We start from the raw sequence: 13,107 nt of genomic DNA, 5'->3' as shown, positions 1-13,107 counted from the left end.
CTGAACCGCATGATCAAGACTTTCGGCAAGACTCTGCTGGCCGTGACGCTGGCCGGCAGCATGGCCGGTCTGGCGCAGGCTGATGGCAAGGTACTGAATGTCTACAACTGGTCGGACTACATCGCCGCAGACACCGTGGCCAAGTTCACCAAGGAAACCGGCATCAAGGTCACCTACGACGTCTTCGACTCCAACGAGACCCTGGAAGCCAAGCTGTTCGCCGGCAAATCCGGGTACGACATCGTGGTGCCGTCGAACAACTTCCTGGCCAAGCACATCAAGGCCAAGATCTATCAGCCGCTGGACAAGTCCAAGCTGAGCAACTGGGAAAACCTCGACAAGAACCTGCTGAAGACCGTCGAAGTGAGCGACCCGGGCAACCAGTACGCGTTCCCGTACATGTGGGGTTCGATCGGCATCGGCTTCAACCCGGAGAAGGTCAAGGCCGCGCTGGGCGAAAACGCCCCGGTGGATTCCTGGGACCTGCTGTTCAAACCGGAAAACATCGAGAAACTCAAGGCCTGTGGCGTGTCGTTCCTCGACTCACCCACCGAGATTCTGCCGATCGCCCTGCAGTACCTGGGCTATGAGCCGACCAGCACCGACCCGAAACAGCTGAAGGAAGCCGAAGCGCTGTTCCTGAAGATCCGCCCTTCGGTGACCTACTTCCACTCCTCCAAATACATCTCCGACCTGGCCAACGGCAACCTCTGCGTGGCCGTGGGTTATTCGGGTGACGTGTACCAGGCCAAGTCGCGTGCTGAAGAAGCCGGTGGCAAGGTCAAGGTGGCCTACAACATTCCGAAGGAAGGCGCAGGTACCTTCTTCGACATGGTGGCCATCCCTGCCGATGCGGAAAACGTCGAGTCGGCCTACGCCTTCATGAACTTCCTGATGAAGCCGGAAATCATGGCTGAAATCACCAACGAAGTGCAGTTCCCCAACGGTAACGCCAAGGCCACGCCGCTGGTCGATGAAGCCATTCGTAACGACCCGGGCATCTACCCGACCCAGGAAACCATGGGCAAGCTATATGCCTTCCCGGATCTGCCGCCGGCTGCCCAGCGTGCCATGACCCGCAGCTGGACGAAGATCAAGTCCGGCCGTTGATCGAATCGCAGCCGCGGTGCCACTTGGCAACGCGGCTGGCGCTTCTGCAGGACAGTGGGCGGCTCGCCGTCCGCCGAGCGTTGCGGCTGCGCTGTGACGCTCACTCGAATCGCGATGCGTCACCGCTGGGTGACGAGCCACAAGAAGAGGACGACCTGTGCATTTTTCCCTGGGCAAGATCCTGACAACGACCGCGCTATCGGTTGGCTTGGCAACCCTGGCACATGCGGACGGCACCGTGCATATCTACAACTGGAGCGACTACATCGGCGAAGAGACTCTGGCCGAGTTCCAGAAGGCCACGGGCATCAAGCCGGTATACGACGTCTTCGACTCCAACGAAACCCTGGAAGGCAAACTGCTCGCTGGCCGTAGCGGCTATGACGTGGTGGTGCCGTCCAACCATTTTCTTGGCAAGCAGATCAAGGCGGGCGCATTTCAGAAGCTCGACCGTAGCAAGCTGCCGAACTGGAACAACCTCGACCCGGCGCTGCTCAAGCAGCTCGAAGCCAACGACCCGGGCAATCAATACGCGGTGCCTTACCTGTGGGGTACCAACGGTATTGGCTACAACGTCGCCAAGGTCAAGGAAGTGCTGGGCGTCGACAAGATCGACTCCTGGGCCGTGCTGTTCGAACCACAGAACATGAAGAAGCTCGCCAGTTGTGGCGTGTCCTTCATGGATTCGGCAGACGAGATGATTCCCTCGGTACTCAACTACCTGGGCCTCGACCCGAACAGCCAGAGTGGCGATGATTACGCCAAGGCCGAGGCCAAGCTGCTGGAAGTACGGCCCTACGTGAGCTACTTCCACTCCTCGAAATACATCAGCGATCTGGCCAACGGCAACATCTGCGTGGCGTTCGGTTACTCCGGCGATGTTTTACAGGCCGCAGACCGTGCCGCGGAGGCCGGCAAGGGCGTCGAAATCGCCTATGCGATTCCCAAGGAAGGCGCCAACCTGTGGTTCGACATGCTCGCCATCCCCAAGGATGCCGGTAACGTCGAACAGGCCCATGCGTTCATCAACTACCTGCTCGATCCGCAGGTGATCGCCGGGGTCAGCGACTATGTCGGTTATGCCAACCCCAACACCAAGGCGGGCGAGCTGATGGACCAGGACATCCGTCAGGACGAGTCGGTGTATCCACCACAGGCCGTGCTGGACAAGTTGTACGTCTCAGCCGAACTGCCGCCCACGGCGCAGCGCCTGATGACGCGAAGCTGGACGAAGATCAAGTCCGGAAGATGAACCCATTAGCGCCCGGCCTTTGCCGGGCGCCATTTTTGTTGCGGGAGTTTGGTAATGGCAGTTGCTTCCAGTACCTATAAGAAGGTCATCGAAGGGAGCCAGCAACCCAAAGAGGTGCTGGTCAAGATCGAGCGGGTCACCAAGAAGTTCGACGAGACCATCGCCGTCGACGACGTGTCGCTGACCATCAACAAGGGCGAGATCTTCGCCCTGCTCGGTGGCTCCGGATCCGGCAAGTCGACCCTGTTGCGTATGCTTGCCGGGTTCGAGCGGCCCACCGAGGGGCGCATCTTTCTCGATGGTCAGGACATCACCGACATCCCGCCCTACGAGCGGCCGATCAACATGATGTTCCAGTCCTACGCGCTGTTCCCGCACATGAGCGTGGCCGACAACATCGCCTTCGGCCTCAAGCAGGACAAGCTGCCCAAGGCAGAAATCGAAGCTCGCGTCGCTGAAATGCTCAAGCTGGTGCAGATGAGCCAGTACGCCAAGCGCAAGCCCCATCAGCTTTCCGGTGGCCAGCGTCAGCGTGTGGCCCTGGCCCGCTCCCTGGCCAAGAAACCCAAGCTGCTGCTGCTCGATGAGCCGATGGGCGCGCTGGACAAGAAGCTGCGTTCGCAAATGCAGCTCGAGCTGGTCGAGATCATCGAGCGCGTCGGCGTGACCTGCGTGATGGTCACCCACGACCAGGAAGAGGCCATGACCATGGCCCAGCGCATCGCCATCATGCACCTGGGCTGGATCGCACAGATCGGCAGCCCCATCGATATCTACGAAACGCCGGCCAGCCGCCTGGTCTGCGAGTTCATCGGCAACGTCAACCTGTTCGATGGCGAAATCGTCCACGATGACACCGACCATGCGGTGATCAACTGCCCGCAGCTCGACAAGCCGATCTACATCGGCCATGGCATCAGCACCCGTGCCCAGGAGACCCAGGTCACCTATGCCCTGCGCCCGGAAAAACTGCTGATGGCCACGCAACTGCCGGCTGACCACGAGCACCCGGACTACAACTGGAGCCATGGCAGCGTGCACGACATCGCCTACCTGGGCGGCCATTCGGTGTACTACGTCAAGCTGACCTCCGGGCAGATCGTGCAATGCTTCATTGCCAACGCCGAGCGCCGCGGCAAGCGACCGACCTGGGATGACCCGGTGGTGGTGTTCTGGGAAGACGACAGCGGCGTGGTACTGCAGTCATGAAAATGAGCAGCCTGACCAAGCGCATGCCTACCGGCCGACACCTGGTGATCGGCATCCCGTTCATCTGGCTGTTCCTGTTCTTCCTGCTGCCGTTCATCATCGTCCTGAAGATCAGTTTCGCCGAAGCCGATGTGGCGATCCCGCCCTATACGCAAATCTACACCTGGGCCGACAACACCCTGCAGATCGTCCTGAACCTGGGCAACTACATCTTCCTGACCGAGGATGCGCTCTACCTTGCCGCCTACCTTGGATCGCTGAAGATCGCCTTCTTCAGTACCATCGCCTGCCTGTTGATCGGCTACCCGATGGCCTATGCCATCGCCCGCGCCAACAAGGAAACCCAGATGGTGCTGCTGTTGCTGGTGATGATGCCGACCTGGACGGCGATCCTGATCCGCGTCTACGCGTGGATGGGCATCCTCAGCAACAACGGGTTGCTCAACGGCTTCCTGCAGAGCATCGGCCTGATCGACGCGCCCTTGCAGATCCTCAACACCAACACGGCGGTGTACATCGGCATCGTCTATTCGTACCTGCCGTTCATGATTCTGCCGCTGTTCGCCAACCTGGTGAAGCATGACCAGAGTTTGCTGGAGGCCGCGTCGGATCTGGGGTCGAGCAATTTCAACAGCTTCTGGAAGATCACCGTGCCGCTGTCCAAGAACGGCATCATCGCCGGCTGCATGCTGGTGTTCATTCCGGTAGTGGGCGAGTTCGTGATCCCCGAGCTGCTCGGTGGCCCGGAAACCCTGATGATCGGTAAGGTGTTGTGGCAGGAATTCTTCAATAACCGCGACTGGCCGGTGGCTTCCGCCCTGGCGGTGGTGATGCTGGCGCTGCTGTTGATTCCGATCATCCTGTTCAACAAGAACCAGGCGAAAGAGATGGAGGGCCGGGCATGAAGAACTTCCGTTTCTCCACGATGATGCTCTGGGTCGGCTTCGCCTTCATCTATCTGCCGATGCTCATCCTGGTGATCTATTCGTTCAACGCCTCGCGGTTGGTGACGGTGTGGGGCGGCTGGTCGACCAAGTGGTATGTCAGCCTGCTCGATGACCGACAACTGATGGGGGCGGTGTGGCGCTCGCTGGAGATTGCCTGCTACACGGCGATCGCGGCGGTTGCCCTGGGCACGCTGGCGGCGTTCGTGCTGACCCGGGTCAATCGGTTCAAGGGCCGTACGCTGTTTGGCGGCCTGGTTACCGCGCCACTGGTGATGCCGGAAGTGATCACCGGTCTGTCGCTGCTCCTGCTGTTCGTGGCCATGGCGCAGTTGATCGGCTGGCCGGCGGAGCGCGGCATGATGACCATCTGGATCGCCCACACCACGTTCTGCTCGGCCTACGTGGCCGTGGTGGTGTCGGCGCGCCTGCGCGAGCTGGACCTGTCCATCGAGGAAGCCGCCATGGACCTCGGCGCACGGCCCTGGAAGGTGTTCTTTCTGATCACCATCCCGATGATCGCGCCGTCGCTGGTGGCGGGTGGCATGATGTCCTTCGCCCTGTCCCTGGATGACCTGGTTCTGGCCAGTTTCGTGTCCGGCCCGGGTGCCACGACGCTGCCGATGGAGGTGTTTTCCAAGGTGCGCCTGGGCGTGACCCCGGCGATCAACGCCGTGGCCAGCCTGATCCTGCTGGCGGTGTCCTTCGCGACCTTCCTGGTGTGGTTCTTCGCCCACCGGGCCGAAGAGCGCCGGCGCAAGGCGATTCAGCAGGTCATGGAAGAAAGCCAGGCCGCCATCGCCGCTCGCCCTGAGGCCAATCCCGCGCATTGAGACCCGGTTGCTCGGCAATGCAATGCCCGCCGTCTGCGTCAGCAGGGCGGGCATTTTCTTTCCAGCCCGGTCGCGATGTGAATCGTTGGGCGTGTTGACGGGCTCGCGTTTTTCCAGCGATTAGCCCCAGGCGATCCTTGACGTGGCGGCGGGCAACGGGCTCCTCGCCTGGAGCGCCTGCAGGCTGCAAACACAGGCGCTGCAACGAAAACGCCCGGGCATGAGCCCGGGCGTTTGTGCATCGCGACCGCTAGCGGGTCAGGTGCAGGAAGTGCATGTGGCGCTCGTACTGGTCGAGGATATCGCCGATCACTTCGTCACGGTTCCAGCCCATCACGTCGTAATCCTGACCGCCTTCGTCCAGATGGACCTCGGCACGGAAGTATTTACGCTCTTCGTTGGTGTCGTCGCGCGTATCGCGCATCACGAAGCTCGGCTGGATCAGTGCGCGCGGACGCACCTGGTATTGGAAATCCGCTTCGCTGCCGTGGGCGACCGACAGCGTGACACGACCGTCTTCACCGCTTTCCACCTTAGCGTCACGGCCTTGCTTGCGCAGCTCCTCGGCAACCTGCTCACAGGCGGGAAGAACCGTTTCGCTGATGAAGCGGGTGACGTGCGAACGGCGCGGCAGCATGACCATGCTGCGCAGGCGACGCTGCCAGCCACCAGGGCCGGAACTGCCTCGTGAGCTGAGCGACACCTGTTCACGCAGGTTGCGTTTCGCGGCATCGAGTTGCAGCGCGCGTAGCAGTCCCCACATCGAGGCCATCAGAGCGATCACGAAGGGCAGTGCGCTGGCGATGGTCGCCGTCTGCAGCGCCTTGAGGCCGTCGGCCAACAGCAGCGAGGCGGCTACCACGCCCATCAAGGCAGCCCAGAAGATGCGCTGCCAGACGGGCGTCTTGTCCTGGCCACCAGAAGCGAGCATGTCCACCACCATGGCGCCGGAGTCTGCCGAGGTCACGAAGAACACCACCACCATCAACACCGCGATCTGCGACAGAATCGCTGATAAAGGGAAATGTTCGAGGAAGGCGAACAACGCCAGCGAACTGTCCTTGTCGACCGCGGTAGCGAGGTCAGTGATGCCCTGCACCATAATCATGTGGATTGCCGTGTCACCGAATACGGTCATCCACAGCAGAGTAAAGCCTGCAGGGACGACCAGCACGCCGCCGATGAACTGGCGGATGGTGCGGCCGCGGGAGATGCGCGCGATGAACAGGCCTACGAATGGCGACCAGGACAGCCACCAGCCCCAATAGAACAGCGTCCAGCCGCCGATCCAGTCGGTAGGCTCGTACGCGTAGAGATTGAACGTCTTGCTGACGATCTCCGACAGGTACTGGCCGGTGTTCTGCACGAAGGTCTGCAGGATGAACACTGTCGGCCCAAGCACCAGCACGAACAGCATCAGGCAGACCGCAAGCAGCATGTTCAGCTCGGAGAGCCGCCTGATACCCTTGTCCAGGCCGCTGACGACCGAAATGGTGGCCAGGCCCATGGTGCAGATCAACAGGCCGATCTGTACCGTGGTGGTGGTCGGCAGGCCGTACAGATGGTTGAGGCCGGTGTTGATCTGCATGACCCCATAGCCCAGCGAAGTCGCCACGCCCAGCACCGTGCCGATGACCGCGAAAATATCGACGGCATGGCCGATCGGGCCATGTATGCGATCACCAATCAGTGGGTACAGCGCAGAGCGCAGCGTCAGCGGCAGATTATGGCGAAAGCTGAAGTAGGCCAGGATAAGCGCGACGATGGCGTAGATCGCCCAGGCATGCAGTCCCCAGTGGAAAAAGGTGACATTCATCGCCTGTTTCGCAGCGGCGACCGTATTGGGCTCGCCCACCGGGGGCGCGATGAAATGCATCACCGGTTCGGCAACACCGAAAAACATCAGGCCGATGCCCATGCCGGCGCAGAACAACATCGAGAACCAGGTTCGGTTGTTGTAGTCGGGCTCGCTGTGATCCGGGCCAAGCTTGATGTCGCCATAACGGCTGACGGCAAGGAAAACCACGAAAAGCAGGATGATCGCCACTGACAGTATGTATACCCAGCTGGCATTTTCGATGATCCACGCCTGGGTGGCGCCGAACACGCTCTGGGCGTTGTCCTTGAACACCGTGCTGTAGATCACCAGGCAGGCGATGATCAGCGTGGAGCCAAAAAAAACCGGCGGGTTGAGGGTGGAGCGGGAAGACAGAGGTGCCTCCATTGAGCTAGCTCTCCTTGGTCAGAGTCTGTCCACGACGTACTCGGATACCTGTTCCAGATTAGGCCGGGCAGGCAGGCGGGTGGATGGAGATGCGACTCGGTTTTCGGATGGCCGCCAGAGGCGGAAGGCCCGGCAGTGTACCATTACCGATAGTCAGGTTCTTGAATGTGCCAGCTATCGAGAGGTTCACTCGCCGTTTCGTTCAGCTTATTTCTGTGCTCACAGGTTGGTGCGGTACTGCAGCGCCTCGGCCAGGTGCTGGCGGGTGATGGCTGGCTGTGCCTGCAGGTCGGCAAGTGTGCGCGCCACCTTGAGCACGCGGTGAGCCGAGCGCAACGACAGGGTAAGGCGTTCGCAGGCGTGCTCCAGCCACTGACGGTCGACGTCGCTCAGCGCGCAATGCTCGCGCAGCCCCGGCAGGTCGAGAAAGGCATTGGCGATGCCTTGCCGGCCCAGCTGGATATCACGTGCAGCGGCCACCCGCGCCGCGGCGCTGGCACTGCTTTCGCCGCAATCTTGCGGCACGCCGAGATCGGTGCTTTCCCGGGCGACCGTGATGTGCAGGTCGATGCGATCAAGCAGCGGGCCGGACAGCTTGCCACGGTAGCGCTGGATCTGGTCCGGGCTGCATCGGCACCGCCCGCTGGGGTCGCCGAGAAACCCGCAGGGGCAGGGATTCATGGCCGCGACCAGCTGGAAACGGGCAGGAAAGCTGACCTTGTCGCGGGCGCGGGCAATCACGATCTGTCCGCTTTCCAGGGGCTCTCTCAATACCTCCAGAACGCGGCGGTCGAACTCGGGGAGTTCATCGAGGAAAAGTACGCCGTGATGGGCGAGGGTGATCTCTCCGGGTTGCGGGCGGCTGCCACCACCCACCAGCGCCGGTCCCGAAGCGCTATGGTGCGGGTGGCGAAAGGGCCGCTGCGGCCAGCTTTGCAGGGGCGTGTGGCTGGCCACGGAACGAATCGCGGCCACCTGCAACGCCTCTTCTTCGGTCAGCGGTGGCAGCAGGCCAGGCAGACGGCTGGCCAGCAGCGTCTTGCCGGTACCCGGAGGCCCGCTCAGCAACAGGTTATGGCCCCCAGCCGCTGCTACCAGCAGAGCACGCTTGGCGGCGATCTGACCTTGCACGTCGGCCAGGTCCGGATAGGGCTGCGTGTGGCGCAGCAGGCCCTGGGCCTGATAGGCGGCTAGCGGCATCTGGCCGTTCAGGTGGCCAACCAGTTCCAGCAGGTGACCGACCGCTAGCACCGTCAGGCCTGATGCCAGGCTGGCTTCCTCGGCATTTTCTTTGGGCACCACCAGGGTGCGTCCTGCTTCCCGCGCCGCCAAGGCCGCAGGCAGCACGCCCTGTACCGGGCGGATGGTGCCCGATAGCGCCAGCTCGCCCAGGCATTCCAGTGACGCCAGCGAATCCGCCGGCAACTGGCCGCTGGCGGCCAGGATACCCAGGGCGATGGCGAGGTCGAAGCGGCCGCCGTCCTTGGGCAGATCAGCCGGGGCGAGATTCAGGGTGATACGCCGAGGCGGGAAATCCAGGGCGCAATTGAGGATAGCGCTGCGCACGCGATCCTTGCTCTCCTTGACTGCCGTTTCCGGGAGGCCGACCAGTGCGAGAGAAGGCAGGCCGTTGGCCAGGTGAGCCTCGACGGTGACGGACGGAGCATCGACACCGACCTGGGCGCGGCTGTGGACTATGGCCAATGACATCGATCACTCCTTGATCAGCTGCCGGCCGAGCAGGTTACTCGGCAGGGGCGTGTGGCTGCGCGGGAGGGGTGCGCGCTTCGAGTTCCGCGATTTTCGCTTCGAGCGCCTCGAGGCGTGCACGCGTACGCGCGAGCACTACCATCTGGCTGTCGAATTCCTCGCGGCTGACCAGGTCCAGCTTGCTGAACGTGCCCTGCAGCAACGCCTTGAGCTGGCTCTCGATCTCGCTGCGAGGCAAGGGATTATCACCGCTGAGCAGGCGCGATGCCTGGCTGCTGAGCGCGTCGAGCAGAGCTTTGGGTGGCAGCATGGGGACCTTCCTGAACCGAATGGCGGCAGTGTAGCACGGTGATTTTCATGAGCGCGGCGAGGTGTGCGCACCATAACTGTGCGCTTCGGTGCGCGGTTTGGCGCTGTTGTGGTGCGCTTGCTGTTTGCTGGAAGGGGGCTCGGGCCGCTACGCGCACCTAACGTCCTGAAATGAGGCGCTTTGCCGGTATTGGCAAGCTTTCTGCTTAGTCGCTCATGACCCATGCACCGATGCGGTTCGAATGCATCGTGCGGACGGGACAGTTTTGCCAGGAGCGGTGGTATCGGATCAGCCCGTCATGGCAACCGATGCATACAAAAGCCAGACACTGAGCTTAGACTTGCCACGGGGTAACAATTCCTGGGGCAAGTCCACCTTACACGGGAGAAAGTTTCATGAAACTAGTCACTGCCATCATCAAGCCGTTCAAGCTGGACGACGTCCGTGAGTCGCTGTCGGAAATCGGGGTGCAAGGCATCACCGTGACCGAAGTGAAAGGCTTCGGTCGTCAGAAGGGTCACACCGAGCTCTATCGCGGTGCCGAATACGTCGTCGATTTCCTGCCCAAGGTAAAGATCGACGTGGCCATCGCCGACGATCAGTTGGACCGTGTCATTGAAGCGATCACCAAGGCTGCCAACACCGGCAAGATCGGTGACGGCAAGATTTTCGTCGTAAACCTGGAACAGGCGATCCGCATCCGTACCGGCGAAACCGATACCGACGCGATCTAAAGCTCCGCCCCCACCCCTAATCGTCCCAGGAGTTAAATCATGACTCTGCGAAAAGTCGCAGGGCTCGGAGCCCTTTCGTCCCTGTTTTTCCCGGGCCTGGCCATGGCCCAGGAAGCGACGCTGAATTCCGGTGACACAGCCTGGATGCTGACCGCCACCGCCTTGGTGCTGTTCATGACCATCCCAGGTCTTGCGCTGTTCTATGCCGGCATGGTGCGTTCCAAGAACGTGCTGTCGGTGATGATGCAGTGCTTCGCCATTACTGCACTGATGAGCATCCTGTGGTTCGCCTACGGCTACAGCCTGGCGTTCGACACCACCGGGATGGAAGCCGGCGTGACCAACTTCAGCTCCTTCGTGGGCGGTTTGGGCAACATGTTCCTCGGCAACCTGACCAAGGAATCGCTGGTCGCGGCCTTCCCTGAAAGTGTGTTCGTCACCTTCCAGATGACCTTCGCCATCATCACCCCGGCGCTGATCGTCGGTGCCTTCGCCGAGCGCATGAAGTTCTCGGCGATGCTGGTGTTCATGACCGTATGGTTCACCCTGGTCTACGCCCCTATCGCGCACATGGTCTGGGGCGGCGACGGCGCACTGATGTGGGACTGGGGTGTGCTGGACTTCGCTGGCGGCACCGTGGTGCACATCAACGCCGGTATCGCCGGCCTGGTGGCGTGCATCGTGCTGGGCAAGCGCAAGGGATTCCCAAGCGTGGCCATGGCGCCGCACAACCTGGGCTACACCCTGATCGGCGCGGCCATGCTGTGGGTCGGCTGGTTCGGCTTCAACGCCGGTTCTGCTGTCGCCGCTGACCAGACCGCGGGCATGGCCATGCTGGTGACCCAGATCGCCACCGCTGCCGCAGCACTGGGCTGGATGTTCGCCGAGTGGGTAGCCCACGGCAAGCCAAGCGCGCTGGGTATCGCCTCGGGCGTGGTCGCTGGCCTGGTGGCCGTCACCCCGGCTGCCGGTACTGTCGGGCCAATGGGCGCGATGATCATCGGTCTTGCATCCGGCGTGATCTGCTTCTTCTGCGCCACCAGCCTCAAGCGCAAGCTGGGCTATGACGACTCCCTGGACGTTTTCGGCGTGCACGGCGTGGGCGGCATCGTCGGCGCGCTGCTGACCGGCATCTTCGCAGCACCTGCCCTGGGCGGTTTCGGCGAGGTCGAGAACATTGGCCTGCAGTTGTGGATCCAGTTCAAGGGTGTGGCCTTCACCGTGGTCTATACCGCCGTCGTCACCTTCGTGATCCTCAAGGTCATTGATGTGGTCATGGGCCTGCGCGTCAGCGAAGAAGAAGAGTCGGTCGGCCTCGACCTGGCTCAGCACAACGAGCGCGGTTACATCCTGTAAGTCTCGCCGGCCCGCTGCGTGCAGCGGGTCCAAGCACACGGAGTGCGTCCGGAGCCAACCCGGACGCCTCGACCGCATAGCGCGCCAACACGCGTCACGGCCAGAGGTGAACCAACAATGGACAACACAGCACTGACTGCTTTGCAGTATGGTTTCGATACCTTCTACTTCCTGATTTGCGGCGCCTTGGTGATGTGGATGGCCGCCGGCTTCGCCATGCTCGAGGCAGGCCTGGTGCGTGCCAAGAACACCACCGAGATTCTGACCAAGAACGTCGCCCTGTTTGCCATCGCGTGCGTCATGTACCTGCTGATCGGCTACCACATCATGTATTCCAGCCCCGAGGGCGGCATCCTGCCGAGCCTGGGCTTCCTGATCGGTGATGAACACAGTGTCGAGTCCGTGCTGGCTGGCGGCGAAGACGCGCCTTATTACGCCGCGCGCTCGGATTTCTTCTTCCAGATCGTGTTCGCAGCGACCTGTATGTCGATCGTCTCCGGCGCCGTGGCCGAGCGCATGAAGCTGTGGTCGTTCATCGCCTTCGCGGTGGTGATGACCGCAGTCATCTACCCGGTCCAGGGTTTCTGGAAATGGGGCGGCGGTTTCCTCGATGCAGCGGGTTTCCTCGATTTCGCCGGTTCCAGTGTGGTGCACATGGCCGGTGCTGCGGCTGCGCTGGCCGGGGTTATCCTGCTCGGCGCGCGCAAAGGCAAGTACGGTGCCAATGGGCAGATCAACGCCATTCCGGGTGCCAACCTGCCCCTGGCAGCGCTGGGTATGTTCATCCTGTGGATGGGTTGGTTTGGCTTCAACGGTGGTTCGCAGTTGAAGATGAGCACCATCGAAGACGCCAACGCCGTTGCTCAGGTGTTCGTCAACACCAACATGGCAGCCGCTGGCGGCCTGATCGCTGCATTGATCGTGGCACGTATTCTGTTCGGCAAGGCCGACCTGACCATGGCCATCAACGGTGCGCTGGCCGGCCTGGTGTCGATCACCGCCGAGCCACTGACCCCTACGGCGCTGCAGGCCACCCTGATCGGTGGTGTCGGCGGCGTGCTGGTGGTGTTCTCCATTCTCGCCCTCGACAAGATCAAGATCGACGACCCGGTCGGTGCCATTTCCGTGCATGGCGCTGCCGGCATCTGGGGCACCCTGGCCGTGTGCCTGACCAACGGCGAGGCCAGCCTTGGTGCGCAGCTGCTGGGTATCGCCAGCATCTTCGCCTGGGTATTCATCGCCAGCCTGATCGTCTGGGGCATCATCAAGGCCGTGATTGGCCTGCGGGTGTCCGAGGAAGAGGAATACGACGGTGTCGACCTGGTCGAATGCGGGATGGAGGCTTACCCGGAGTTCACCAGCAAGAAGTGATTCGACCCTGGGAGCTGGTGGGTTTCGACCTGGCAGTTCCCCATCAGCGAAAAT

At 61.9% G+C, this 13,107-nt stretch carries 11 protein-coding genes; 8 read left to right on the top strand and 3 right to left on the bottom strand.

Annotated elements, in window-relative coordinates; all coding sequences use genetic code 11:
• Nucleotides 1-9 precede the first annotated feature (9 nt).
• The 5 genes from ACZ0AV_RS12325 (at nt 10) to ACZ0AV_RS12305 (ending at nt 5,348) form a co-directional block, all read left to right on the top strand.
• Complete coding sequence (locus ACZ0AV_RS12325) at nt 10-1,110, top strand: polyamine ABC transporter substrate-binding protein (RefSeq protein ID WP_499151288.1); 1,101 nt, start codon at nt 10-12, stop codon at nt 1,108-1,110.
• Nucleotides 1,111-1,279: 169 nt separating this feature from the next.
• Nucleotides 1,280-2,362, top strand: coding sequence for a polyamine ABC transporter substrate-binding protein (locus ACZ0AV_RS12320; protein WP_499153352.1), 1,083 nt, complete (start codon nt 1,280-1,282; stop codon nt 2,360-2,362).
• Nucleotides 2,363-2,416: 54 nt separating this feature from the next.
• Nucleotides 2,417-3,571, top strand: a complete 1,155-nt coding sequence (gene potA, locus ACZ0AV_RS12315; RefSeq protein WP_499151287.1) for a polyamine ABC transporter ATP-binding protein — start codon at nt 2,417-2,419, stop codon at nt 3,569-3,571.
• A 23-nt stretch (nt 3,572-3,594) separates the two neighbouring features.
• A complete protein-coding gene (locus ACZ0AV_RS12310) occupies nt 3,595-4,476 on the top strand; it encodes an ABC transporter permease subunit (RefSeq protein WP_499153351.1) in 882 nt (293 codons plus the stop codon).
• Nucleotides 4,473-5,348 carry an ABC transporter permease subunit gene (locus ACZ0AV_RS12305; protein WP_499151286.1) on the top strand — a complete coding sequence of 292 codons (876 nt, stop codon included), beginning with the start codon at nt 4,473-4,475 and terminating at the stop codon, nt 5,346-5,348. The genes ACZ0AV_RS12310 and ACZ0AV_RS12305 overlap by 4 nt, the downstream gene beginning before the upstream one ends.
• Before the next feature lie 250 nt (nt 5,349-5,598).
• On the opposite strand, the gene ACZ0AV_RS12300 is transcribed toward ACZ0AV_RS12305, so the two are convergent.
• The 3 genes from ACZ0AV_RS12300 to ACZ0AV_RS12290 form a co-directional block, all read right to left on the bottom strand.
• Nucleotides 5,599-7,572 (bottom strand): BCCT family transporter, encoded by a 1,974-nt coding sequence (locus tag ACZ0AV_RS12300; protein ID WP_499151285.1) that lies wholly within the window; start codon nt 7,570-7,572, stop codon nt 5,599-5,601.
• A 219-nt stretch (nt 7,573-7,791) separates the two neighbouring features.
• Nucleotides 7,792-9,282, bottom strand: coding sequence for a YifB family Mg chelatase-like AAA ATPase (locus ACZ0AV_RS12295; protein ID WP_499151284.1), 1,491 nt, complete (start codon nt 9,280-9,282; stop codon nt 7,792-7,794).
• A gap of 34 nt (nt 9,283-9,316) precedes the next feature.
• Nucleotides 9,317-9,592, bottom strand: coding sequence for an accessory factor UbiK family protein (locus ACZ0AV_RS12290; RefSeq protein WP_499151283.1), 276 nt, complete (start codon nt 9,590-9,592; stop codon nt 9,317-9,319).
• Nucleotides 9,593-9,987: 395 nt separating this feature from the next.
• Between ACZ0AV_RS12290 and glnK the strand changes: the two genes are divergently transcribed.
• From glnK to ACZ0AV_RS12275, 3 genes are all read left to right on the top strand, one after another.
• Entirely contained in the window at nt 9,988-10,326 is a 339-nt protein-coding gene (gene glnK / locus ACZ0AV_RS12285; protein WP_003096476.1) for a P-II family nitrogen regulator, read from the top strand.
• Between the two features lie 39 nt (nt 10,327-10,365).
• A complete protein-coding gene (locus tag ACZ0AV_RS12280) occupies nt 10,366-11,682 on the top strand; it encodes an ammonium transporter (protein WP_499151282.1) in 1,317 nt (438 codons plus the stop codon).
• Nucleotides 11,683-11,799: 117 nt separating this feature from the next.
• On the top strand, nt 11,800-13,053 hold the full coding sequence (locus ACZ0AV_RS12275) for an ammonium transporter (protein WP_499151281.1): 1,254 nt from the start codon (nt 11,800-11,802) through the stop codon (nt 13,051-13,053).
• Nucleotides 13,054-13,107: the final 54 nt, after the last annotated feature.

The organism is Pseudomonas sp. AC532, assembly GCF_979258965.1.
The sequence above is the reverse complement of the archived record's forward strand: the minus strand, read 5'-3'. Positions and strand labels throughout refer to the sequence as shown.